This window comes from Pseudomonas sp. SAS7 (genome assembly GCF_052112345.1).
GTDB classification, from domain to species: Bacteria; Pseudomonadota; Gammaproteobacteria; order Pseudomonadales; family Pseudomonadaceae; genus Aquipseudomonas; species Aquipseudomonas putida_Q.
This window is the reverse complement of record NZ_JBEGGO010000002.1, coordinates 455,686-477,721: the sequence shown is the minus strand read 5'-3', so window position 1 is coordinate 477,721 and position 22,036 is coordinate 455,686. Positions and strand designations below refer to the sequence as shown.

Here is a 22,036-nt window from a genome sequence, read left to right as displayed (position 1 = left end):
CCGTGAAAGCCCTCGACCAACTCACCTTCGACAACCGCTTCGCCCGCCTGGGCGATGCGTTCTCCACCCAGGTGCTGCCCGAGCCCATTGCAGACCCGCGCCTGGTGGTAGCCAGCGAGTCGGCCATGGCCTTGCTCGACCTGGACCCCGCCCAGGCCGACCTGCCGGTTTTCGCCGAGCTGTTCAGCGGCCACAAGCTGTGGGAAGAAGCCGACCCACGGGCGATGGTCTATTCCGGCCACCAGTTTGGCTCGTACAACCCACGGCTGGGCGATGGCCGCGGCCTGCTGCTGGCCGAAGTGCTCAACGACAAAGGCGAGCACTGGGACCTGCACCTCAAGGGCGCCGGCCAGACCCCGTATTCACGCATGGGCGACGGCCGTGCCGTGCTGCGCTCGTCGATCCGCGAATTCCTTGGCTCCGAAGCCCTGCACGCCCTCGGCATCCCCAGCAGCCGGGCGCTGTGCGTGATCGGCTCCAGCACCGCGGTGTGGCGCGAAACCCGTGAAAGCGCCGCCATGCTCACCCGCCTGGCGCAGAGCCACGTGCGTTTCGGCCATTTCGAGTATTTCTACTACACCAAGCAGCCCGAGCAGCAACGCGTGCTGATCGATCATGTCCTGGAGCAGCACTACCCCGAATGTTGTGACGCCGAACAACCGTACCTGGCCATGTTCCACACCATCGTCGAGCGCAACGCCGAACTGATCGCCCGCTGGCAAGCCTATGGCTTCTGCCACGGGGTGATGAACACCGACAACATGTCGATCCTGGGCATCACCTTCGACTTCGGCCCTTACGCCTTCCTCGACGACTTCGACGCCAACTTCATCTGCAACCACTCCGACGACCGTGGCCGCTACAGCTACGCCAACCAGGTGCCCATCGCCCACTGGAACCTCAGCGCGCTGGCCCAGGCACTGACCACCGTGATCGAGGTTGAGCCGTTGAAGGAAGCGTTGGGGCTGTTCCTGCCGCTGTACCAGGCCCACTACCTGGACCTGATGCGCCGGCGTCTGGGCCTGACCACTGCCGAGGACGACGACATGGCACTGGTGGAGCGCCTGCTGCAGTGCATGCAGCGTGGTGGCGTGGACTACAGCCTGTTCTTCCGAAAACTCGGTGAGCAGCCGGTGGCCGATGCGCTGAAGGTGGTGCGCGACGACTTCATCGACCTGGCTGGCTTCGATGAGTGGGGTGCTGACTACCTGGCCCGCAGTGAACGTGAACCCGGCAATGCCGAAGGCCGCCGTGAACGGATGCATGCGGTGAACCCGCTGTATGTGCTGCGCAACTACCTGGCGCAGAAAGCCATCGAAGCGGCTGAAGCGGGGGACTACAGTGAAGTGCGGCGATTGCACCAGGTACTGACCAGCCCCTTCGAAGCACAGCCCGGGATGCAGGCCTACGCCGAGCGGCCGCCGGAATGGGGCAAGCACCTGGAAATCAGCTGCTCTTCCTGAAACCTGGGGCCGCTGCGCGGCCCTTTCGCGACACAAGGCCGCTCCTACAAAAAGCACGCATTCCCCTGTAGGAGCGGCCTTGCGTCGCGATGGGCTGCACAGCAGCCCCAAAAATCCCAAGGAGATGAAATGTCCGACCCACTGGTAATCCCCTGCCCCCACTGCAACGGCCTGAACCGCCTGCCCGCCGAGCGCCTGGGCGATGCACCGAAATGCGGCCGCTGCAAACAGGACGTGCTGCTGAGCACCCCCTTCGAGCTCACCGAAGCCAGCTACGCCAGCCAGATCAAAGGCGACCTGCCGCTGCTGGTCGACATCTGGGCCGACTGGTGCGGCCCTTGCAAATCCTTCGCCCCCACCTTCGAACAGGCTGCCCGCCAACTTGCCGGCCGCTGCCGCCTGGCCAAACTCGACAGCGAAGCCAACCGCAACCTCGCCGGGCAACTGGGCATCCGCTCGATCCCCAGCTTGCTGCTGTTCAAGAACGGGCGAGAAATCAGCCGCCAAGCCGGGGCGTTTCCACTACAGTCGTTGCTGGAGTGGGTGCGTAGCCAAGGGGTCTAATTCTCAGGCATTTGCCAGTAGCGACTCATAGGGAATACGAAGGCCATCATGCAGGCGCTTGATCATCGAAAGGCTTAGCCCACGCTTCCCATTCAATACTTCCGATACTCGGCCGCTTGGGCCGATATATGGCTCAAGATCACGTGGGGTAAGGCCCTGCTGATCCATGCAGAACTTGATGGCCTCAATGGGATTGGCGGGATGAATGGGATAGTGCTTGTTTTCGTACACTTCAATCAGTGTCACAAGCACCTCCATTTCATCAGCTTCTGGCGTGCCCGCTTCTGCCTGGAAAATGGCCTCGAGCCGCTGGAACGCGGCTCGAAGGTCGTCATCATTGCGGATCGGCTTAATATTCACAGACTGTCTCCACGTCAATCTCGTCGTAGCGCTTGTGCGTACCTACGAACTTCACCCAGGCAATACCGGCTCGATACTGCATCTCGACCACAAGCCGATACTTGTTCCCCCCGATGTTGAAAACCACGCGGTTCTTGCCGCAGATGCTGGCGTTGCCAATCTGATCTTTTACATCCTGTGGCGTTCGCCAGATAGCTTTGAGCGCCATATCGTGCCAGCTTTCCAAGGCCGCTTTGGCATCTTCATGCCCAGGCAATTCCCAGAACTTCACCAAGCTGCTTTTGGCAATGACGCGCATCCAAGCAAATCTCCCGTTTTGGGAGATTATGCTTGGGACTTGGATACAGTGCAAGCGTCAGGCAGGCGCTATTCGCTGCGCTCAAGCAAATCGTGCAACTCGACAAACTGCTGGGTCAGTTTGTGCCGCGGTTCCAGGTGAATCAGCGGCAGGCTGGCGTGGTGCGATTCGCGCATCTTCACCGAGCTGCCCAGGTACACCGGTAGCACCGGCAGGCCTTCGGCCAGCAGCTCGTCGAGCATTTGCTGCGGCAGGCTGGCACGAGACTGGAACTGGTTGACCACGATGCCTTCGACCATCAGGTCTTCGTTGTGGTCTTCCTTGAGGTCTTCGATCTCGGCCAGCAGGCCGTACAGGGCCTGGCGCGAGAAGCTGTCGCAGTCAAAGGGGATCAGCACACGATCAGCGGCGATCAACGCGGAAACCGCGTAGAAGTTAAGCGCCGGCGGGGTATCGATGTAGATACGCTCGTAGTCCTCGTCCAGTTCGTCGAGCAACTTACGCAGCTTGTTGATCTTGTGCTTGGCCTCGAGCTTGGGCTGCAAATCCGCCAACTCGGCAGTGGCCGTGACCACGTGCAAGTTGTCGAACGGGGTTTCGTAGATGTCGACCTTGTTCTTCTTGCTGAACGGCCCGCTGGACAGGCTTTGCTTGAAAAAGTCGGCGATACCCATGGGGATGTCCTCGCCGGTCAGGCCGGTGAGGTACTGGGTCGAGTTGGCCTGGGCATCCAGGTCGATCAATAAGGTCCGATAGCCTTCATTGGCACTGACCGCCGCCAGGTTGCAGGCGATGCTCGACTTGCCCACGCCACCTTTCTGATTGAACACCACGCGCCGCATGATTGACCTCCGTGTTTCAACGAATGCCCGAGTATGTGGCGGCACTGCGGCAATGGCCAGCGCCATTTGGCCTGCATTACCCCTGGCCGACCACCTGCCCTGTCAACAGCTCGGCAAAGGCCTTGGCCATCACCGAATTGCCGCGCTCGCGCTGCACCAGCCACACCGCCGACATCGCCCCCTCATCCAGCAGCGTGCGGTACACCACGCCTTCGATGCGCATGCGCTGGAACGACGCCGGCAACACCGACACCCCCAGCCCCGCCGACACCAGGCCGATGATGGTCATCGCCTCCCCGGCCTCCTGGGCAAAGTGCGGGCTGAAGCCTGCCTGCCGCGCCAAGCTGAGCAACTGGGCATGCAGGCCGCTGCCATAACTGCGCGGGAAGAATACGAACGGCTCGTGGGCCAACGCCGCCATGTACACCCCTTGCTCAGTGCCTTCAGCCAGCGGATGCGAGGCGTTGATCACCGCCACCAGCGGCTCGCGGAACAACTCGGTGGCCACCAACCCTTCCGGCAACGGCATCGGCCGCATCAGCCCCACTTCGATGGACTCGTCGAACACCCCTTCGGCCACATCGCGGCTGCTCATTTCCTTGAGGTTCAGGTGCACCGCCGGGAAGCGCTGGCGGAAGGCATGGATGGCCTTGGGGATCTTGGAGGTGAATGGCGCAGACGAGGTAAAGCCGATCTTCATTTCGCCCAGCTCACCCAGCTGCGCCCGCCGGGCCACATCTGCGGCCTTCTCCACCTGCGACAGCACTTGGCGGGCCTCTTCAAGGAACAGCCGCCCCGCCTCGCTCAGCTCGACCCGACGGTTGGTGCGCTCGAACAACCGCGCTCCCAGTTCCTGCTCCAGCGCCTGGATCTGCTGGCTCAGGGGTGGTTGGGAAATGCCCAGCTGCTGGGCCGCGCGGCCAAAGTGCAGCTCTTCGGCCACGGCGATGAAGTAACGCAGATGACGCAGTTCCATGATCAGCTCCAAATGATTCGAAAAACGTCTTAAATAGGTCGAACAATATATTGGATCTAATCATTAGCCAGCTATATGCTTTTTTCATTGCGCCAGAGGTACCCGTCCGTGAAAACTGCTGTAGCCCCCCTTCCCGCCGAGCCAGAACCTGCTCTACTGAACGAAATGTGGATCGAAAAAGGCACCCCCGCCTTCATGAAGACCGTGCTGGCCCTGTTCAGCGGCGGCTTTGCCACCTTCGCCCTGCTGTACTGCGTGCAGCCGATGATGCCGCTGCTGTCGAAGGAGTTTTCCATCAACGCGGCCCAGAGCAGCCTGGTGCTGTCGGTGTCCACCGCCATGCTGGCGTTCGGCCTGTTGATCACCGGCCCCATTTCTGACCGCATCGGGCGCAAGCCGTTGATGGTCTTTGCCCTGGTGTGCGCCGCCCTCTCAACCCTGGCCAGCGCGGTGATGCCAAGCTGGGAACTGGTACTGGCCACGCGCGCCCTGGTTGGCCTGTCACTGAGCGGCTTGGCTGCTGTGGCCATGACCTACCTGAGCGAAGAAATCCACCCACAGCACATCGGCCTGGCCATGGGCCTGTACATCGGCGGCAACGCCATTGGCGGCATGAGCGGCCGGCTGATCACCGGCGTGCTGATCGACTTCGTCAGCTGGCACACGGCCATGCTGACCATCGGTGGCCTGGCCCTGGTCGCCGCACTGGTGTTCTGGAAGGTGCTACCCGAATCGCGCAACTTCCGCCCGCAGATGATGAGCCCGCGCAGCCTGCTGGACGGCTTTGTCATGCACTTCAAGGATGCCGGCCTGCCTTGGCTGTTCCTCGAGGCCTTCCTGCTGATGGGCGCCTTCGTCACCCTGTTCAACTACATCGGCTACCGCTTGCTGGCCGAGCCTTACCACATGAACCAGGCGCTGGTCGGCTTGCTGTCGGTGGTCTACCTGTCTGGCATCTACAGCTCGGCGCAAGTCGGCGCGCTGGCGGACAAGCTGGGTCGGCGCAAGGTGTTCTGGGCCAGTATCGTGGTAATGGCGGGTGGTTTGTTGATGACCTTGGCCAGCCCGCTGGCGATGGTGATCGTGGGCATGCTGGTGTTCACCTTCGGCTTCTTTGGCGCGCACTCGGTGGCCAGCAGCTGGATCGGCCGCCGGGCGCTGAAGGCCAAGGGGCAGGCTTCGTCGCTGTACCTGTTCAGCTATTACGCAGGGTCCAGCGTGGCCGGTACGGCGGGCGGGGTGTTCTGGCACCAGTGGGGCTGGAACGGCATCGGGCTGTTCATTGGCAGTTTGCTGGCGGTGGCATTGCTGGTGGCGCTGCACCTGAGCAAGTTACCACCCAAGACAGCCTGAGCATGGGGCTGCTTGCCGGCGATTGGGCCATCAGATCAGTTGATGATCTCGACAATATCTACATCCACTTCCCGGCTCATCAGGTGCTTTTCCACCTCACCGGTCAGCTTCACCTTGGTCTTGTCGTTGAACGGCGTCGGCGGCAGGTCTTCGTCATCGATCTCGACGGTAATGGTGCCGGTGTTGTCCTTGAACTCGTACCTGTCATCGTTGTTGATCTTCTTGGTCACGAAGCCTGTCAGCACCACCGGCGTGTCATCGGCAGCATTGTTGGCAGCGGCCACGGTGGTGACCGACTGGGCGCCGGGGCCGGTATAGGTCGCAGCCAGTGCGGCGGTGCTGAACAGCGGGGCAAGGATCAGGGCGAGATAACGTGCTTTCATGCTTGAGCTCCTACAAGGGTTTCGATGAGCACAGGCTAGCAACATCGGCTGAAGCCAAGCTTAATGGCCGTCACCCCTCATCAAGCACCAGGCCAATGCGCGCCTGTAGCTGGTCGTCGACAACCTGCAAACGTATTTCGCTCAGTTGCGCGCCATCCTGCTCCAACCCGTGCACCCAACCCATCACGGTTTGCGGCGACCCTTGCACGCTCATTGCAATCTGTTCGCCGTTGCTGTGCAGGTCGACAATCTGCACATTGCCCGTCTGTGCCCGCTCGCTCAGGCGTGCGGCGGTCAACCCCGGGCCGGGATGTTGTGCGGCTGCAGAAGTGCCCGACAAGCTCAACAAGTGCCGGGCCAGCACACGCTCCTGGTGCAAACGTGCAGCAGCCTGCTCCAGGCGTTGCTGGCCCGGCAGCCAGACACCCTGCCAGACTACGACCAGCGCCAGGCCCCAGGCAGCGGCCTTGATGACCATGCGCCGGCTTGCCGGGATTTGCCGCCACTCCCGGCCCAACCGATCACGCTTGCTTGCCTTCATTGCCCCGCCTCCCATACCAGGGTCGCCCTGACCCGCTGCGCATCTTGCTGCGCCTGCCCGACCTGCAGGCCGGGCAAGCGCTCACGCAGCCGCTCAAGGTCATCGAACCCTTGGGCGATCACCTCGACGCGCCACCCTTGATTGGCAATGCGCTCGGCACGCTCGATCCACAGGCCGCCGCTTTCCACCAGAGGCTCGCTCAATGACGCCAGGCGCTGCATCGCCGTAGCCGGCATCGGCCGTTGCGCCAGTTCGCTTACCTGGCGTGCCAGATCGGCACGCGGTGGGTGCCCAGGCGCCCAGCGCTGGAAGGTTTGCAGGTTGTCTTGCTGCAACTGCATGGCTTGGCGTTGGAGCCAGCCGACGCGCCAATAATCAGCCAGGCACAACAACAACCCGGCCAGCAGGCATCCGGCCAACAGCCCCTGCCAAGGTACGCAACCTTTGCGTACCGGCGCGAAAGCCCCTTGGCGCAAGTCGATGGCCTGCGCCCGGCCCTCCCAGAGCATTGCAAACGCCTGTGTCACCGGCTGGACGGCAAGCCCGGGAAATGCCTGACCAGGCTCAGCCAGCCACGTCATACCGGGTAATGATGCGGCCAGCACCGCAGCGCCCGCCGGGCTGGTCGCCAGGCGCTGTTGGTGTTTACCGCCCAGCAGCCAACGCCCTTCCAGCCACAACGCCGTGGGACCCGCCGATGTCAGCAGGTCAGCATCGACCAGCACTGCCAGGGGCTCGATGGCCTGCGCGCTGAGCCAGCTAAGCAGCTGCGCAAGGCAAGCCTGATCGATCGCCAGACAGGGGCGCGACGTGGTGTCATCGGCCGCACCGAAGGCCAGGTGAAGTTCCTCCAGGGGCGTGGCGAGCCGTTCCTCCACCGCAAAGGCCAAGGTATCTCGACCAGGCCGGCGCCCAGGGAGCGGTCCGGTCTGGCAATACCCGAACAGCTCCATCGGCAGCAACAGGGTCACGCGCTGCCCGGCCAGCGCCGTCAAGGCATCCAGCCGACCCCGGTACGTCGAGCCATCAGGCTGGCGGATCAGGACAGGCCAGCTAGCTTGCACAGCCCCAACCCCTTCGGGCAGTAGATAGATTGCATACTCACTCATTCGACACCTGCCTGTCGTACTCTGGAAAACGCGCGCCGAAGCACCCGTAGTCGTTGCGTGGCAACATCCATCTCCACTTCGCTGTATAAGTACATGTGCCACGCTCCGAGCTCTGCCTGCAGGGTCATGCCAAACCACCGGCTGCTTACCCCCAGGCCGCGCCCCGTGGTGACCCGGCCATCGAGCAAGGGGTCTGCGAGAAACGCCTGAACGCTGGCATGGCCGTCCTCGGGGCGCGCCTCTGCCAGCCGCTGGGCGACAGCCGGCGTCACACCTTCCAGTGCAGCAAGTACACGCCCATCGGCAGTGTTGACGTTCAACCCGGCCTGCGCAGGTAGCACTGTCACCCAAGCCCTGAGGCGCTCCAGCACCTGGGCATCCACGCCTGGCAGGTCGCGTAACTGGCTGACGTCGAATAAAGGCTGGCCGTACAGCGCTTCGAGGCCCGGCGGCTCCACGCCAAGGGCGCGGCACAAGCGCTGCCAGCGTTCGAGCAGCACCGGGTCCGGCTTACGGTTGCGGGTGAGTGCACCCAAGTTGAAACGTGCCGCCAGGTCCTCGACACGCATCCGCATGTGTACCTCGTCCAACGTGAACACCTGCGCCTGGGCCCAGGGTTGTCCACGATGAATTACCCGCATGTCCTGGGGCAGTCGCTCTCGTAAAGACCTCAGCGCCCGTTGTTCTGCGGACATCAGCAATTGCAGACCACGCGATGCTTCGGTCTGATGGGAAACACTGGCGATCAGCAACTGGTGACTGCGCAACATGCCGGCAACCAGCATTACCACCAGCGCCATGATCAGCAGGATGGTTATCAGCGCGAAACCTTGTTGCCGATTCGCACTCACAGCCGCATCCCTGCCATTGGCAGTACGCGACGAACCTGCTGCACCCGCAAGGTGGACAGCGTGATTTCGATAGCGGCGGGCGGTACGTCCACGGCCGTGGCTCCAGGCCAATCGGCCTGCCACCCCTGCCCCGGCACGTACACACGCCAACGCAGGGCGGTAACCCCCTCAAGCAGACGTTGCGCACGCCCTTCACCCCTCGCAAGCGTGGAACGCTGGCGCCAGAGCGCGCCGTTTTCAAGCCAGTATTGGGTCAGGCGCAAGTCGCTGCGTGGCTGCAGGTGGCTGTCATGACCGTTGCTCGACAGCCAGCTCAACCGATGCATCTGCAATGTCAGGGCATAGTCGTGCTGCTTGAGCACCGGGGGAAATACACCTTGCAAGGCATCGCGCTGCAACAGGCCCATGGCTCTGGCCAGGCTGCGAATCTCATTGGCCTCAACCTGCCGGGCCTGGTCGGTACGCACCAGCGCATCGAACAGTCGTGCGGAACCTGCGGCCAACACGGCGAAAATCGCTACGGCCAGCAGTAATTCGACCAGGGTGAAACCGCGTTGCTTGCGCTTGCCTGGCAAGTCAGTGAGGTTCATGGGCAAGCTCCAGCCAGCCATTGGCCTGATGCAGTACCTCACCCTTTGCGGCAAGGGCGCCCCGTACCTCGACCAGCAACATGCCCGACACACGTTGGCGCCGCTCTTCCAGGTGCCAGCGCTGTTGAGCAAAGTCGATGGTGAGCGTGCGTTGCCCCGGCCCTGGCGTGGGCAGAAGCCGCATTTGCGCCAGGTGGTTGTCGACCACCCAACTGGCATACAACCGGTCGCGCAGCTGGTGCGACTGCTGCAGTACATGCTGCATGGCCAAGCTCGCAGCGGCCGCGAGCACTGCGAAGATCGCCAGCGCCACCATCACCTCGAGCAAGGTGAAGCCCCGCTCAGCAGCCGAGTTGCGCATTGAGCCCATCGCTGAAGACACAGGCCAGGGGTTCGCCGGCCTGGCTGAAATACAAGGTGAACGGTGCATGCTCCTCGTCGCCGGCCAGCACCAGCCGGGCCAGGTCGTCCGAGGCCTGCGCATCATCCAGTTTCAGGCGCAACAGAAGCTCGCTCGACTGCACCTTGCCACTCGCATGCCAGCCCTGCTGGGTCAGTCTCGACAGACGATAGCCGTGCTCATCGAGCTGGATAGCAAGGGTCTGCCCTTGCAGCACGGCCTGCTCACGGACATGCTCGAAGAACTGCAGAAACAACTGCGCCTCCTGCACCGCCAAGCGCTGGGGATTACGCGCCGGCGCAAGGCCGGCCATGCCGATCACCACCCCTAGCACCGCCAGGACCAGCAGCAGCTCGAGCAGGGTGAAACCGCGAACATGCCGCGCCCTCATGGGGACCAGTTGCCGATATCGGCGTCCAGGCCCTCGCCCCCCGGCTGGCTGTCGGCACCGAAAGAGTACAGGTCGAAGCCCTGGTTGGAACGTGCGCCGGGGCTCAGGTACTGGTAGTGGGTGCCCCAAGGGTCTAATGGCATGCTCTTGAGGTAGCCCTGGGCACTCCACAGCCTTGGCAGCGGTGCTTGCGTCGGGCGTGTCACTAGCGCTTCCAGCCCTTGCGCGGTGGTGGGGTAGCGGCCGTTGTCGAGCCGGTAGATTTCCAGCGCGGTGGAAATCGATTGCAGGTCGGTGCGCACCGCCGTCGCCTTTGCGTGGTCCGGACGGCTCATGACGTTGGGCAATACCAACCCGCCGAGCACGCCCAGGATGATGACGACCACCATGATTTCGATAAGGGTGAAACCGCCTTGGCGGCGACGAGAGGCGCGAGGGGACATGTTCAGGTGACCAGTTGGTTAAGGTTGAGTATGGGCAACAGAATCGCCAGCACGATGAACAGCACGATTGCGCCCATGACCAGCAGCATCAACGGTTCGCACAGACTGACCAGCAAGGAGATGCGCGAGGCGAGGTGTTTCTCCTGCAGGTCTGCGGCACGTTCGAGCATGGCGTCGAGCTCGCCGGCCCTTTCGCCGCTGGCGATCATGTGCAAGGTCAACGGCGGCAGCGCCGCACAACGTGCCAGGCTTGTGGCCAGGCTGGCGCCTTCGGCCAGCTCCCGGGCGGCGCTGCCCAGGCGTTCGCGCAAGGCCAGGTTGCTGGTGACCGCGGCACCAATGTGCATGGCATCCACCAGCGCCACGCCGCTGCGCCCGAGAGTGGCCAGGGTGGCAACGAAGCGCGCGGCATCGCTGGCACGGATGAAAGCGCCCCACATCGGCAGGCGCAGGGCCAGCGCGTCCCAGCGCGCGCGCCTGGCGGGCTGGCGCAGCGCCCAGCGGGTCGCCAGCACACAGGCCAGCAATGCCGCAATGACGAGCAGCCCGAAGCGCCCGGTGAACTCGCTCAGGCCGATCAGCAACCGCGTCGCGAACGGTAGCTGCGCCTGGTCCCTGGCAAATGCCTGGACGACGTCGGGCACCACGTAACCCAGCAAGAATCCCACCACCAGCAACGACACCAGCAACAGGATCATCGGGTAGACCATCGCCAGCTGGACCTTCTGGCGCAGCGCCTGCTGGCGCTCGCCATGGTCGGCCAGGCGTTCGAACACATCCGGCAGGTAGCCCGAACGTTCGGCGGCCGCCACTGTGGCCCGGTACACCATGGGGAAGGCCTGTGGGTATCGGCCCAGGGCATCAGCCAGCGTGTGCCCCTGGGTTACCTGCTCGTTCACCGCGCGCAACAACTGGCTGACCCCGCGCTGCTCGGTCTGTGAGGCGACCGCCTGCAAGGCATCGCACAAAGGCATGCCAGCGTGCAGCAACGTGGCCAGCTGGCGGGTGATGATCGCCAGCTGAGTCGCTCCGAGCCGCTTGCCGGGTAGCCAGGCGTCAGGCCAGCGCCAGCGCACCGGCCTTATCGACAGCACCTGCAAGCCACGCTCGCGCAGCAGCTGGCGAGCCTGTCGAGCGCTGGCAGCTTCCAGCGTGCCGCGCTGCCTTGCGCCATGGCTGGGCTGGGCGTGGTACCTGAACCGCATGCCGCTCATTCCTGCCCCGCCACGCGCAGCAACTCTTCGACGCTGGTCTGTCCTTGGCAGACGCGATGAACGCCATGCTCGAACAGGCTTGGTGTGGTCTGGCGAACGTGTTCGAGCATCTGCGCCTGCGATGCACGCCTGTGGATCGCCTCAGCGAGCGGCGGCGAAACCAGCACCAGTTCGTGCAGGGCCAGGCGCCCACTGTAGCCGTGCTGACACTGCTCGCAGCCTTGCGCACGATAGACCTGGGCCGGCAACTTTCGCGGCTGGCCGAGCAACCCGGCGGTGACCGCGTCCATGTCGACAGCGACCTTGCAGTGCGGGCACAGCCGACGGACCAGCCGCTGGGCCATTACCCCCGACAGCGAAGACGCCAGCAGGCAGGTATCCACGCCCATATCGGCCAGCCGCGTGATGGCGCCCAAGGCGCTGTTGGTGTGTAACGTCGACAGCACCAGATGACCAGTCAACGAGGCCTGCACGGCGATCTCGGCGGTTTCGCGGTCGCGGATCTCACCTACCATCACCACGTCCGGGTCCTGCCGCAGGATCGCGCGCAGGCCCCTGGCGAAGGTCATGTCGACCTTGCCGTTGACCTGGGTCTGGCCGATCCCGGGCAGGTGATATTCGATCGGGTCTTCGACGGTGAGAATATTGCGCGTCACCTGGTTGAGTACCGACAGCGCGGTGTACAAGGTGGTGGTCTTGCCAGAGCCGGTGGGCCCGGTGACCAGCAAGATGCCGTGAGGTTTCTGCAACAGTTTCAGGAAGTCCGAGCGGGTCTGCGGTTGCATCTGCATGTGCTCCACATCCAGGCGCACCGCCTGTTTGTCCAGCAGGCGCAGGACCACCCTTTCATCATGGGCCGCCGGCAGTGTCGAGACGCGTACATCCACTTCATGACCGGCCAGGCGCAGGCTGATGCGGCCATCCTGGGGGATGCGCTTTTGGGCGATGTCCAGCCGTGCCATGACCTTGATTCGTGACACCAACAACGCCGACAGCGCGCGTGGCGGCGACAGCACTTCGCGCATCACGCCGTCGATACGCATGCGCACGCGCAACTGCTGCTCGAAGGTTTCCAGGTGAATGTCCGAGGCCCGCGACCTGACCGCTTCGCTGAGCAGGGCGTTGAGCAGACGAATGATCGGCGCGTCATCCTGCTGGTCAAGCAGGTCGCTGGTCTGCGGCAGTTCTTCGGCCAGGCGCGCGAGGTCCAGGTGCTCGTCGATGCCCTGCACCACCGTGTGTGCGGCGTCCTGGGCGTTGCTGTAGCACCTGGCCAGGCGCTCGGCGAAGCCCTCGGCATCCACGTAGCGCAGCGCCCAGGTCGCACCCACCAGGCGGCAAGCCTCGGACAGCGACGCCAGTGAAGCATCCTCGCGCATCAGCAGGGCGGGCGGCGTGGCGTGCTGGTCGAACAGCACGCCATGGCGCCTGGCGAAAGCAAAAGGCAGCAGCTCGCTCATGGGCGCTCGCCGCCAGTGCCCGACGTGGGCGTGTCAAACAGGTTTCGCACATCATCCGGCAACGACGGGGCGCCGGGGGCCCGGACATCCCGGTAGGCGCGCTGGCCAACTTCGGTCAGTTGCTGCTGGCTGCGCAGGATGGTCGGACGCAGGAATACCATCAGGTTGGTTTTCTCCTCGACCTCGCGCTGCCAACGGAACAAGCCACCGATCAAAGGCAGGCTGCCGAGCAACGGCACACTGCGTTGTTCGGCGCGCACGCTGTCTTTGATCAGGCCACCGATCACGATGATTTCACCATCGGCGGCGAGGATGGTGCTCTTCAGGGTGCGCTTGTTGGTTATCAGGTCGTTCTCGAGCGTGCTGGGCGCCAGCTCCGAGCTTTCCTGCTCGACTTCCAGGCGCAGGCTGCGCCCTTCATTGATGTAGGGTCGGATCTTCAGGCTGATGCCGATATCCTTGCGCTCGATGGTGGTGAAGGGGTTGTCGGCGCCGCTGCCGGGGGTGGCATAGCTGCCGGACTTGAACGGCACGTTCTGCCCGACCAGGATCTGCGCTTCCTGGTTGTCCAGGGTCACCAGGCTTGGCGTGGATAGCAGGTTGCTATGGGTGTTGATGGCCAGCGCGCTGACCAGTGCAGCGAACCGATCGGAACCGATCGCCAGCGCTGCCCCGGCAGGCAGAGCCTCACCGCCCAGCAGTGCGGGTAATGAAGCACCGCTGTCGGGGAAGCTGATGCCGCCCCTGAGGCTGCCGCGGTCCACTCCCCATTGCAGCCCGAGCGCTTCGCTGATGTTGCCACTGACTTCGACAATGGCCGCGTGGATCAGTACCTGGGCACGTGGTTGGTCAAGCTGCTGGATGATCTTCTCGAGGCCGCTCAACACTTCCGGCTCGCCCATCAAAACCAGAGCATTCTGGTTGATATCGGCTTTTACCGCCGCTTTCTCCGGCAGGCTGTCAAAACCTTTACGCTCCGTGCCCGGCTTGCCGTTCAGGTGCCCACCAACCTCAGCCAGCACTTCGGCCAGTTGTTCGGCATTGCTGTGCTGAAGCCGCACCACCCGCCAGTTCTGCGAAGCCTGCGGTTTTGGCACGTCAAGGGTACGTATCAGCTGCGCCAGGCGTTGCCGGGACTGAGCAGGGCCGAGCACCAGCACCCGGTTGCTGCGCGTGTCGGCCAGTACACGTACACCACTTTCCGGCCCACCCGCTGCCGCCTCCACCACAGGCAGCAGCTCGCTGGCCTGGCCATGGCGAAGCACAACCACCTCGTGGTCGTGGCGCTGGCCGCTGTCGAGTTGGGCGACCAGCGCCGCCAGCCGCTCGAGGTTAGCCTGCGAGTCGGTCACCACCAGGGCATTGGCCGAGCTGGACGGCCCGATGTAGCCATTGCTCGACACCAAAGGGCGCAGCAGCCCTGCCAGGTCGGCAGCAAGGCTGCCCTGAAGAACGAAGACGCGCGTGGCAAAGGCCGCCGGAATCGCCTCCAGTTGCTGGCTGGCCCAAGCCTTGGCCTCGCTGGCCGGTAACACCAGCAAGCGCTCGTCGTCGATCACAGCGGCGAAGCCATGGGCGTTGAGCACCGAGTAGAACAGCCGGCGAATGCCATCGCGGTCCAACTGCTCGTTGGATAAAACGGTTATACGCCCATGTACACGGGGGTCGAGGATGATCGGTTGATCGAGAATCGCACCGACTTCACGCACGACATCGCGCACGTCTGCGTCGCTCATCGCCATTTGCCAGGTGGCCTGGTCCTGCGCGTGGGCAAGCACACAGGAAAGGGAAAGAGATACGCTGAGCGAGGCCAGCCGCAGCTTTCGCCGGAGAGTCATAGTGGGCTCCGCAAGAGGTGAAGTGAAGGGGTCAACGGTGGTTGCGGGGACGTCGCCATGCTGACCGATCGCAGCAAGGTGCCAGTAGCAGCGGCCAGGCCTAGGGTTTCTTCCCGCCCATCAACCCAGAGCGTGATTGCGCGCGATTCGATACGCCGTACCACACCGCCGCCGGGCAAACGATCACCGACGCGGTAGATCGCGTCCTTGGCATTGCTGGAGACAAGCGCACGCGCTTCACCGAGGCTTGAAACGAAACTGGCCTTGAGGGTGATATCCGAGCGCGTGGACGCCTGTGCATCCGCGGCCTGAAAACCGAATGCCAGCGCAAGCGCAGCGACTGCCAAGGGTGGCTGTGCTTCGACGGTCGTTGGCGCGACCAACGCTGGAACCTGCATCTGCCAATGGGCCACTGCCTGGCCCTCCCGCCACAGCAAAAACGCCCCAACCAATACAGGCAACGCTAGCCACACCGCGCGAGGTCGATACCTCGCCCGGTTCAAAACCACATCCTTTGCAGAATGCGGCGCCCCAACAGTTCATGCTTGATAACAGCCACCACATGCAGCAACACCAAGCCTGCCAGCAGTGCGCAACTGAATACGTGCACGTCAAACCACAGGCTCAGCCAGAAATCGTCGCTGAGCATGGCCGGGAGGGTGAACCCGCCCAGGTCGATGCCACGGTCCATCATCAAGATCCCCGACAACAGCACCACGGCTGTCAGCCCATACAGGCTCAGGTGGGTGAAATGAGCGACGAGCGCTGCCAGGCCTTCGCCATTGACGTCCCGGGGTAACCGCACGGCGATGCGAAAGTAGCAGCGCAGGAGGAACACGGGGATAAACAGGGTACCCACCACCGAGTTGACCTGCGCCACCCGCTCAAAGGTGCTCGGTTCCACGTCCAGCAACGAAACGGTGAAGCCGCTGCCCAGCGCCCAAATGATGACGAGCGCCGAGAACCAGTGGAGCATCACCTGCTGCCAGCAATACTTTTCGATATTCATGACTATGTCTGCACATGAAAAGGGACGCCCGACAAGGGCGCCCCTTTTTCATCAGTGCCTGTCCCAGGCCACCTGCCAATGCGAGCCCGTGCCGGGTTCGTACTGGGTGGCGCTTTCGCTCCACTGAGAGCAATACCCGGAGTACGGGAATGGCTTGCATTCGTAGACACCGAAGCCATTCCTCGCGTAGACCTTGGTCCCTGCCGTGTAGTCCGCGAGGCCCTGCGGGAAGGTCGGATAGCGTGCATCTTCCTGAGTCACCAGCCTCACGGGGCGATCCTCCTGCAGAAGAATATCCTCGTCGGCATTCTTGCCCACGATCTTCAGCGTGTGTTGGCCATCATCACTGTTGACCTGAACAGCGAACGGGCTGGTGGTCGAGTCCACCTGCTGGCGCTGGAAGCCGACCTGCTTGTTGGTCGCGTCGAACAGCGTGGCGGTGACCTCCAGGCTGCGGTTGGTCATTACCGAAAAGTCGACGGTGGCTTCACCATTCTTTAGCGCATACTCCGGTTTCAGGCCATGCAGGTGCATGTAGGCGTCGGGCGGGCTGCCTTCAAAGCCCAATTCGTAGCCCGTCACACCACTTTCCTGCTTGGCGAAAATAATGTTGGACCCGTGCACCGGTTCGATGTTGCCGTCTACATCCTTCTGCCCGGCAGCCACCAGTTCCTGGGTGTCATTGATTTGCCTGGCCAGCTTGTAAGACCAGTTCGGTCCAACACCTTCCTCGACGGTATCAATGCTGATGGAAGCACTGTACGGTTCGGACTCTGCACCACCGACGAATGCCCTGGCCTTGACCTTGTCGCCGACTTTCAGGTCACGAAGCGGATTGATGCTGCTGACCTGGCGCCACTCCGGCGCAGGCCCGCCGTCGACTTGTATGTCGACATCGATGGCCTTGTAGAAGGCATTCGGCGTATCACCGACACTCCATACCCCAAGGATAACGTGATGCCCCGAGCGGTCACCGGGAACCGCGCAGACTTGCTTGGGAAGCGCAGGATCGTTGGCTGGTTTGCCATGCCCCTCGAAAGAGCAGAACGGGGTGCTTTCGAATGATGCGCGCGCCAGCGGCGTGTTCGGATTCCAGTCATTCCTGGTGATGAAGTATTCCCACTTTCGGGTAACGTGGGCTGCGGTATACACCCACGTGAACTCGATTTCGTGCTTGTCGAGGGGTAGCAGGTGCCAGCGACTGGCACTCTGCTCATCCAGGACAGGGAAGATGGAGCCACCTACGAGCTTGCCGTCAGCAGGGCCACTGCCCGGAAAGCCCTGCGGGAATTCGCCGGCACTTGGCGGCCAGTCGACCGACCCACACCCCGTGTTCGTGCCCTGTTTGCACAGGAAATCACGGGAGGGTGGGTCCTGAATGTAACCATGGGCATTGGCAACCTGCGGCACCAGCGCCGCGCCGGCGATGGCAGCGTAGAGACTGCTCGCCAGGAGTCCTTTTCGAAGAACTGCTTGTTTCATAAAACAATCTCCAGACACGATTCAAGGCTCTTCGCCAGCCCAGGCCGTGCAAGATTGACGGTGGCGGCAGAGACGACAAGAATGCTAGAGAGGCGCTGGAACGGAGGATGTAGGGACATCCCTATAAAAACGTAGTTTCTCGCAACCGCATCAAAGGTCCGAAGCCCGTTGCAGGCCCAGACCTTTCAAGCGACTCACTCAGTTGTGGTACTGCGCCGACAGTTCATGCACAGCGTTGATGAACACGCCAGCATGCTCCGGGTCGACTTCCGGGGTAATGCCGTGGCCAAGGTTGAACACGTGGCCGGTACCCTTGCCATAGCTGGCCAGAATGCGCGCCACTTCCTGGCGGATGGCCTCGGGCCTGGCGTACAGCACGGTCGGGTCCATGTTGCCTTGCAGCGCCACTTTGTCACCCACACGGCGGCGCGCATCGCCGATCTCGCAGGTCCAGTCCAGGCCCAGCGCGTCGGCCCCGGCGTCGGCGATGCTTTCCAGCCACAGGCCGCCGTTCTTGGTGAACAAAATCACCGGCACCTTGCGCCCTTCGTGCTCGCGGATCAGCCCACTGACGATCTTGCGCATGTAGGCCAGGGAGAATTCCTGGTAGGCCGCCGCGGACAGGTTGCCGCCCCAGGTGTCAAAAATCTGCACAGCCTGGGCGCCGGCCAGGATCTGGCCGTTCAGGTAGCTCGTTACCGACTGGGCCAGCTTGTCCAGCAGCAGGTGCAGGGCTTGCGGGTTGTCGTAGGCCATGGCCTTGGTCTTGCGGAAGTCCTTCGACGAGCCGCCTTCGACCATGTAGGTGGCCAGTGTCCACGGGCTGCCGGAGAAGCCGATCAACGGCACGCGGCCATTGAGCTCACGGCGGATGGTGCTGACTGCGTCCATCACGTAGCCCAGGTCTTTCTGCGGGTCGGGGATCGGCAGCGCTTCGATGTCGGCCGGGGTGCTGATGACCTTCTTGAAACGCGGGCCTTCGCCGGTTTCGAAGTACAGGCCCAGGCCCATGGCGTCAGGGATGGTGAGGATGTCCGAGAACAGGATCGCCGCGTCCAGCGGGTAGCGGTCGAGCGGTTGCAGGGTGACCTCGCAGGCAAACTGCGGGTTCATGCACAGGCTCATGAAGTCGCCAGCCTTGGCACGGCTGGCGCGGTACTCCGGCAGGTAACGCCCGGCCTGACGCATCATCCACACCGGGGTGACGTCTACAGGTTGCTTGAGCAGTGCACGCAGGAAACGGTCGTTCTTCAGGGCAGTCATGTCGGCATCCGGAAAAATAGTGCGGGCATTTTCTCAGACGCACACAGAAAAGGCACGGCCGTTCGCCGTGCCTTTTCTCTATAGCCATGCCCTGAATCAATAGTTTTTGTATACAACCGAGAAAACCTTTGGCCTTACTTCGACCTCAGGCTTTGTTCGAAGGCAAAACCCATCGACAGCAGCGAGGCTTCAGTCCATGGCATGCCCAGGAAGTAGAGCCCAACGGGTTGCCCGGCCTCGTCGACCCCGGCAGGTACACTCAGCCCTGGGTATCCGGCCTGAGCACCTGCGCCACGCAGCTCGCCACTCGGCAGGTCGAGCAACGCGTCCAGGACATGCTGGCGCATGGCATTGTCGAGCAACTGACGGGGTTCATTGCGCAGCTTGTTGGCGATCAGCCAGTAGGCGGGGTCGTCCAGCTCTTGTGCCTGGGCGTCTTCAAGGAGTTGTTGCCCATAACCCTCGGGGCCTGGGTTTTCCTGGTTGTAATTGATGACATCAGCCAAAGTCTGCACCCCCATCCCCGGGCGCCCCTGCAAGTAGCTGCCAAGCTCTCGCTTGATCCCATGATTGAGGACTGCCATCTGCTCTTCGAACAGATCCGGAATAGCGAGGTGGATGGGGACCAACGTAGCACCTGCTGCCTCCAGCACTTTGGCCAACCAACTGAAATGCGGGTGATCAATCGTCAGAGCCCCGTCAGGAAGAAGGTGTGGGTAGCCCAGGCGCTTGCCCAACAGCGCGTTGATATCAAGCTTGGCCAGATAATCCACATCGACAGCTTGTCCAGAGACCGTCATTGGCGTGCTCTCTTGTCCTTCTCGCATCGCGCCCAGCAACAAGGCGATATCGGTGACCGTCCTCGCTATCGGGCCAGGCGTATCCTGCCAGCTGGACAAGGGGACCAACCCCGCCTGGCTCAACAAGCCGAGGGTCGGGCGCAAACCCACCACCAGATTTGCATGGGCCGGGCAAATAATCGAACCGTTGGTCTCGGTACCTACCGACAGGGGGGCGAACCCTGCCGCAACGGCCGCTGCCGGGCCAGCGCTTGAACCACAGACAGGCAAATCAAGGCCCCATGGGTTACGCACCTGCCCCCCGCGCCCACTCCACCCCATGGGAATGCCCCAATCCCGGAACCCGGCCAGCTCACCACCATTGGCTTTGCCCAGCACCACCGCCCCCGCCTGACGCAGGCGTTTGACGACAACTGCATCTTCAAGTGCAGGTTGCCCGATCAAGGCCAGGGAGCCGCTACTGGTCTGCATTGAGTCTGCCGTGTCGAGATTGTCCTTCAGCAACACCGGAAGCCCATGCAGAGGGCCACGCAACACGCCCTCGGCGCGCTCCCGATCCAGCGTACTGGCGATGGACATTGCATCAGGATTGATTTCAACCACGGCGTTAAGGTGCGGCCCTGCCCGATCAAGCGCTCGGATACGTGCCAAAGCACGCTCCACCAATTGCACTGATGTGACAGCGCCGTCCGTCATGCGCGCCTGCAACTCCCCGGCGTCGGAGAAGTCGTTTGTATCGGGGGGAATAAAGGATTCAAAGCTCGGCCCATCGAAGGCGTCGGGCGCAGCTATGGCGCTCAGGGCATTTGCCCAGCAAAAACTGGTGACGATCAACACACTTGCAACTCGCTTCATATCGCTGCCTCAAATAAAAACGGATCATTCCTCATGGAATGATCCAGTCTTGAGAATCAGCGCTAGCGAGAGCAGGCAGACGAGGTTCCCTGCCACTCCGATCGGGCACCCCGAGTGCCCGACCGCAGGTTATACCTCCAGGTAGTCCAGGATACCTTCGGCAGCCGTACGCCCTTCGAAGATGGCCGTTACCACCAGGTCCGAACCACGCACCATGTCGCCACCGGCAAACACTTTCGGGTTGCTGGTCTGGTGCTTGAACTTGCCCTTCTCCGGCGCTACCACACGGCCCTGGCTGTCCAGCTGGATGCCATGCTGCTCGAACCATGGTGCCGGGCTTGGGCGGAAGCCGAAGGCGATCACCACGGCATCGGCCGGCAGGATCTCTTCGGAACCCGGGATCGGCTCAGGGCTGCGGCGGCCACGGGCATCCGGCTCGCCGAGACGGGTCTCGACCACCTTAACGCCTTCAACCTTGTCCTCGCCGACAATGGCGATAGGCTGGCGGTTGTAGAGGAACTTCACGCCCTCTTCCTTGGCGTTTTTCACCTCTTTGCGCGAACCCGGCATGTTGGCCTCGTCACGGCGATAGGCGCAGGTCACCGCTTTGGCGCCCTGGCGGATCGAGGTGCGGTTGCAGTCCATCGCGGTGTCACCACCGCCCAGTACCACTACCTTCTTGCCCTGCATGTCGACGAAGTCTTCCGGCGACTTCTCGAAGCCCAGGTTGCGGTTGACGTTGGCGATCAGGAAGTCCAGTGCGTCATGCACGCCCGGCAGGTCTTCGCCCGGGAAGCCGCCCTTCATGTAGGTGTAGGTACCCATGCCCATGAACACTGCGTCGTACTCGGCGAGCAGCTGTTCCATGGTCACGTCCCTGCCCACCTCGGTGTTCAGGCGGAACTCGATGCCCATGCCGGTGAACACTTCACGACGGTTGCTGAGCACGGTCTTTTCCAGCTTGAACTCAGGGATGCCAAAGGTCAGCAGGCCGCCGATTTCCGGGTTCTTGTCGAAGACCACCGGGGTTACCCCAGCGCGTACCAGCACGTCGGCGCAGCCCAGGCCAGCCGGGCCGGCACCGATGATGGCGACGCGCTTGCCGGTTGGCTTGACCTTGGACATGTCCGGGCGCCAGCCCATGGCGAAGGCGGTGTCGGTGATGTACTTCTCCACCGAGCCGATGGTCACCGCGCCGAAGCCGTCGTTCAGGGTGCAGGCACCTTCACACAGACGGTCTTGCGGGCACACGCGGCCGCACACTTCCGGCAGGGTGTTGGTCTGGTGCGACAGCTCGGCCGCCGCCAGGATGTTGCCTTCGGACACCAGCTTCAACCAGTTGGGGATGAAGTTGTGCACCGGGCACTTCCATTCGCAATACGGGTTACCGCAGCCCAGGCAGCGGTGCGCCTGGTCAACAGACTGCTGCGGCTTGAACGGTTCGTAGATTTCCACGAACTCCTTCTTGCGCTGGCGCAGCAGCTTTTTCTTCGGGTCCTTGCGGCCCACTTCGATGAACTGGAAGTCGTTGTTCAGACGTTCAGCCATTTT

Annotated in this window: 24 protein-coding genes; 3 read left to right on the top strand and 21 right to left on the bottom strand. The window is 62.8% G+C overall.

Annotated features, from left to right (window positions below; all coding sequences use genetic code 11):
* The first annotated feature begins 2 nt into the window (after nucleotides 1-2).
* Together selO and trxC are read left to right on the top strand one after the other, a co-directional pair.
* Entirely contained in the window at nucleotides 3-1,463 is a 1,461-nt protein-coding gene (gene selO, locus ABI582_RS05785; RefSeq protein ID WP_442118609.1) for a protein adenylyltransferase SelO, read from the top strand.
* A gap of 129 nt (nucleotides 1,464-1,592) precedes the next feature.
* A complete protein-coding gene (gene trxC / locus ABI582_RS05780) occupies nucleotides 1,593-2,027 on the top strand; it encodes a thioredoxin TrxC (protein WP_198751706.1) in 435 nt (144 codons plus the stop codon).
* A 3-nt stretch (nucleotides 2,028-2,030) separates the two neighbouring features.
* Here trxC and ABI582_RS05775 read toward each other — a convergent pair whose 3' ends face one another.
* The 4 genes from ABI582_RS05775 to ABI582_RS05760 form a co-directional block, all read right to left on the bottom strand.
* Nucleotides 2,031-2,387: a helix-turn-helix domain-containing protein gene (locus ABI582_RS05775; RefSeq protein WP_016502031.1), complete on the bottom strand. Its 357-nt coding sequence runs from the start codon at nucleotides 2,385-2,387 to the stop codon at nucleotides 2,031-2,033.
* On the bottom strand, nucleotides 2,377-2,685 hold the full coding sequence (locus tag ABI582_RS05770; RefSeq protein WP_016502032.1) for a type II toxin-antitoxin system HigB family toxin: 309 nt from the start codon (nucleotides 2,683-2,685) through the stop codon (nucleotides 2,377-2,379). Before ABI582_RS05770 ends, ABI582_RS05775 begins: the two co-directional genes overlap by 11 nt.
* 68 nt (nucleotides 2,686-2,753) lie before the next feature.
* A complete protein-coding gene (locus ABI582_RS05765) occupies nucleotides 2,754-3,527 on the bottom strand; it encodes a ParA family protein (protein WP_016502033.1) in 774 nt (257 codons plus the stop codon).
* Nucleotides 3,528-3,603: 76 nt separating this feature from the next.
* The gene (locus tag ABI582_RS05760; RefSeq protein WP_442118608.1) at nucleotides 3,604-4,503 is read right to left on the bottom strand and encodes a LysR substrate-binding domain-containing protein; all 900 of its coding nucleotides are present in this window, start codon (nucleotides 4,501-4,503) and stop codon (nucleotides 3,604-3,606) included.
* Between the two features lie 165 nt (nucleotides 4,504-4,668).
* On the opposite strand from ABI582_RS05760, the gene ABI582_RS05755 reads away from it, so the two are divergent.
* The gene (locus ABI582_RS05755) at nucleotides 4,669-5,856 is read left to right on the top strand and encodes an MFS transporter (RefSeq protein ID WP_442118624.1); all 1,188 of its coding nucleotides are present in this window, start codon (nucleotides 4,669-4,671) and stop codon (nucleotides 5,854-5,856) included.
* A gap of 35 nt (nucleotides 5,857-5,891) precedes the next feature.
* Here ABI582_RS05755 and ABI582_RS05750 read toward each other — a convergent pair whose 3' ends face one another.
* The 17 genes from ABI582_RS05750 to ABI582_RS05670 all read right to left on the bottom strand — a co-directional run bounded on the left by ABI582_RS05750 (nucleotide 5,892) and on the right by ABI582_RS05670 (nucleotide 22,033).
* Nucleotides 5,892-6,239 (bottom strand): YgiW/YdeI family stress tolerance OB fold protein, encoded by a 348-nt coding sequence (locus ABI582_RS05750; protein ID WP_442118607.1) that lies wholly within the window; start codon nucleotides 6,237-6,239, stop codon nucleotides 5,892-5,894.
* Nucleotides 6,240-6,309: 70 nt separating this feature from the next.
* Nucleotides 6,310-6,780, bottom strand: a complete 471-nt coding sequence (gspM, locus tag ABI582_RS05745) for a type II secretion system protein GspM (protein ID WP_442118606.1) — start codon at nucleotides 6,778-6,780, stop codon at nucleotides 6,310-6,312.
* On the bottom strand, nucleotides 6,777-7,889 hold the full coding sequence (gene gspL / locus ABI582_RS05740) for a type II secretion system protein GspL (protein WP_442118605.1): 1,113 nt from the start codon (nucleotides 7,887-7,889) through the stop codon (nucleotides 6,777-6,779). Before gspL ends, gspM begins: the two co-directional genes overlap by 4 nt.
* Nucleotides 7,886-8,740 carry a general secretion pathway protein GspK gene (locus tag ABI582_RS05735; RefSeq protein ID WP_442118604.1) on the bottom strand — a complete coding sequence of 285 codons (855 nt, stop codon included), beginning with the start codon at nucleotides 8,738-8,740 and terminating at the stop codon, nucleotides 7,886-7,888. Before ABI582_RS05735 ends, gspL begins: the two co-directional genes overlap by 4 nt.
* Nucleotides 8,737-9,330, bottom strand: a complete 594-nt coding sequence (gene gspJ, locus ABI582_RS05730) for a type II secretion system minor pseudopilin GspJ (RefSeq protein WP_442118603.1) — start codon at nucleotides 9,328-9,330, stop codon at nucleotides 8,737-8,739. Before gspJ ends, ABI582_RS05735 begins: the two co-directional genes overlap by 4 nt.
* Nucleotides 9,317-9,691 (bottom strand): type II secretion system minor pseudopilin GspI, encoded by a 375-nt coding sequence (gene gspI / locus ABI582_RS05725; RefSeq protein WP_442118602.1) that lies wholly within the window; start codon nucleotides 9,689-9,691, stop codon nucleotides 9,317-9,319. The genes gspJ and gspI overlap by 14 nt, the downstream gene beginning before the upstream one ends.
* Nucleotides 9,672-10,121: a prepilin-type N-terminal cleavage/methylation domain-containing protein gene (locus tag ABI582_RS05720; protein ID WP_442118601.1), complete on the bottom strand. Its 450-nt coding sequence runs from the start codon at nucleotides 10,119-10,121 to the stop codon at nucleotides 9,672-9,674. The genes gspI and ABI582_RS05720 overlap by 20 nt, the downstream gene beginning before the upstream one ends.
* Nucleotides 10,118-10,564 (bottom strand): type II secretion system major pseudopilin GspG, encoded by a 447-nt coding sequence (gspG, locus tag ABI582_RS05715; RefSeq protein ID WP_442118600.1) that lies wholly within the window; start codon nucleotides 10,562-10,564, stop codon nucleotides 10,118-10,120. Before gspG ends, ABI582_RS05720 begins: the two co-directional genes overlap by 4 nt.
* A 2-nt stretch (nucleotides 10,565-10,566) precedes the next feature.
* On the bottom strand, nucleotides 10,567-11,769 hold the full coding sequence (gspF, locus tag ABI582_RS05710; RefSeq protein WP_442118599.1) for a type II secretion system inner membrane protein GspF: 1,203 nt from the start codon (nucleotides 11,767-11,769) through the stop codon (nucleotides 10,567-10,569).
* A gap of 5 nt (nucleotides 11,770-11,774) precedes the next feature.
* Nucleotides 11,775-13,238: a type II secretion system ATPase GspE gene (gene gspE / locus ABI582_RS05705; protein WP_442118598.1), complete on the bottom strand. Its 1,464-nt coding sequence runs from the start codon at nucleotides 13,236-13,238 to the stop codon at nucleotides 11,775-11,777.
* Nucleotides 13,235-15,076 (bottom strand): type II secretion system secretin GspD, encoded by a 1,842-nt coding sequence (gene gspD / locus ABI582_RS05700; RefSeq protein ID WP_442118597.1) that lies wholly within the window; start codon nucleotides 15,074-15,076, stop codon nucleotides 13,235-13,237. Before gspD ends, gspE begins: the two co-directional genes overlap by 4 nt.
* Nucleotides 15,073-15,489, bottom strand: a complete 417-nt coding sequence (locus tag ABI582_RS05695) for a type II secretion system protein N (protein WP_442118596.1) — start codon at nucleotides 15,487-15,489, stop codon at nucleotides 15,073-15,075. The genes gspD and ABI582_RS05695 overlap by 4 nt, the downstream gene beginning before the upstream one ends.
* Before the next feature lie 86 nt (nucleotides 15,490-15,575).
* Nucleotides 15,576-16,085 carry a cytochrome b gene (locus ABI582_RS05690; protein ID WP_442118595.1) on the bottom strand — a complete coding sequence of 170 codons (510 nt, stop codon included), beginning with the start codon at nucleotides 16,083-16,085 and terminating at the stop codon, nucleotides 15,576-15,578.
* Nucleotides 16,086-16,136: 51 nt separating this feature from the next.
* Nucleotides 16,137-17,567: an N-acetylglucosamine-binding protein GbpA gene (gene gbpA / locus ABI582_RS05685; protein WP_442118594.1), complete on the bottom strand. Its 1,431-nt coding sequence runs from the start codon at nucleotides 17,565-17,567 to the stop codon at nucleotides 16,137-16,139.
* Between the two features lie 198 nt (nucleotides 17,568-17,765).
* Complete coding sequence (hemE, locus tag ABI582_RS05680) at nucleotides 17,766-18,830, bottom strand: uroporphyrinogen decarboxylase (RefSeq protein ID WP_442118593.1); 1,065 nt, start codon at nucleotides 18,828-18,830, stop codon at nucleotides 17,766-17,768.
* A gap of 134 nt (nucleotides 18,831-18,964) precedes the next feature.
* Nucleotides 18,965-20,467, bottom strand: a complete 1,503-nt coding sequence (locus ABI582_RS05675) for an amidase family protein (protein WP_442118592.1) — start codon at nucleotides 20,465-20,467, stop codon at nucleotides 18,965-18,967.
* Nucleotides 20,468-20,614: 147 nt separating this feature from the next.
* Nucleotides 20,615-22,033, bottom strand: a complete 1,419-nt coding sequence (locus tag ABI582_RS05670) for an FAD-dependent oxidoreductase (protein ID WP_442118591.1) — start codon at nucleotides 22,031-22,033, stop codon at nucleotides 20,615-20,617.
* Nucleotides 22,034-22,036 lie beyond the last annotated feature (3 nt).

Coding starts and splice junctions, on each gene's coding strand:
- trxC (WP_198751706.1), top strand. CDS start 1,593: ATGTCCGACCCACTGGTAATCCCCTGCCCCCACTGCAACGGCCTGAAC.
- ABI582_RS05770 (WP_016502032.1), bottom strand. CDS start 2,685: ATGCGCGTCATTGCCAAAAGCAGCTTGGTGAAGTTCTGGGAATTGCCT.
- ABI582_RS05765 (WP_016502033.1), bottom strand. CDS start 3,527: ATGCGGCGCGTGGTGTTCAATCAGAAAGGTGGCGTGGGCAAGTCGAGC.
- ABI582_RS05760 (WP_442118608.1), bottom strand. CDS start 4,503: ATGGAACTGCGTCATCTGCGTTACTTCATCGCCGTGGCCGAAGAGCTG.
- ABI582_RS05755 (WP_442118624.1), top strand. CDS start 4,669: ATGTGGATCGAAAAAGGCACCCCCGCCTTCATGAAGACCGTGCTGGCC.
- ABI582_RS05750 (WP_442118607.1), bottom strand. CDS start 6,239: ATGAAAGCACGTTATCTCGCCCTGATCCTTGCCCCGCTGTTCAGCACC.
- gspM (WP_442118606.1), bottom strand. CDS start 6,780: ATGAAGGCAAGCAAGCGTGATCGGTTGGGCCGGGAGTGGCGGCAAATC.
- gspL (WP_442118605.1), bottom strand. CDS start 7,889: ATGAGTGAGTATGCAATCTATCTACTGCCCGAAGGGGTTGGGGCTGTG.
- gspJ (WP_442118603.1), bottom strand. CDS start 9,330: ATGAACCTCACTGACTTGCCAGGCAAGCGCAAGCAACGCGGTTTCACC.
- gspI (WP_442118602.1), bottom strand. CDS start 9,691: ATGCGCAACTCGGCTGCTGAGCGGGGCTTCACCTTGCTCGAGGTGATG.
- ABI582_RS05720 (WP_442118601.1), bottom strand. CDS start 10,121: ATGAGGGCGCGGCATGTTCGCGGTTTCACCCTGCTCGAGCTGCTGCTG.
- gspG (WP_442118600.1), bottom strand. CDS start 10,564: ATGTCCCCTCGCGCCTCTCGTCGCCGCCAAGGCGGTTTCACCCTTATC.
- gspF (WP_442118599.1), bottom strand. CDS start 11,769: ATGCGGTTCAGGTACCACGCCCAGCCCAGCCATGGCGCAAGGCAGCGC.
- gspE (WP_442118598.1), bottom strand. CDS start 13,238: ATGAGCGAGCTGCTGCCTTTTGCTTTCGCCAGGCGCCATGGCGTGCTG.
- gspD (WP_442118597.1), bottom strand. CDS start 15,076: ATGACTCTCCGGCGAAAGCTGCGGCTGGCCTCGCTCAGCGTATCTCTT.
- ABI582_RS05690 (WP_442118595.1), bottom strand. CDS start 16,085: ATGAATATCGAAAAGTATTGCTGGCAGCAGGTGATGCTCCACTGGTTC.
- gbpA (WP_442118594.1), bottom strand. CDS start 17,567: ATGAAACAAGCAGTTCTTCGAAAAGGACTCCTGGCGAGCAGTCTCTAC.
- hemE (WP_442118593.1), bottom strand. CDS start 18,830: ATGACTGCCCTGAAGAACGACCGTTTCCTGCGTGCACTGCTCAAGCAA.
- ABI582_RS05670 (WP_442118591.1), bottom strand. CDS start 22,033: ATGGCTGAACGTCTGAACAACGACTTCCAGTTCATCGAAGTGGGCCGC.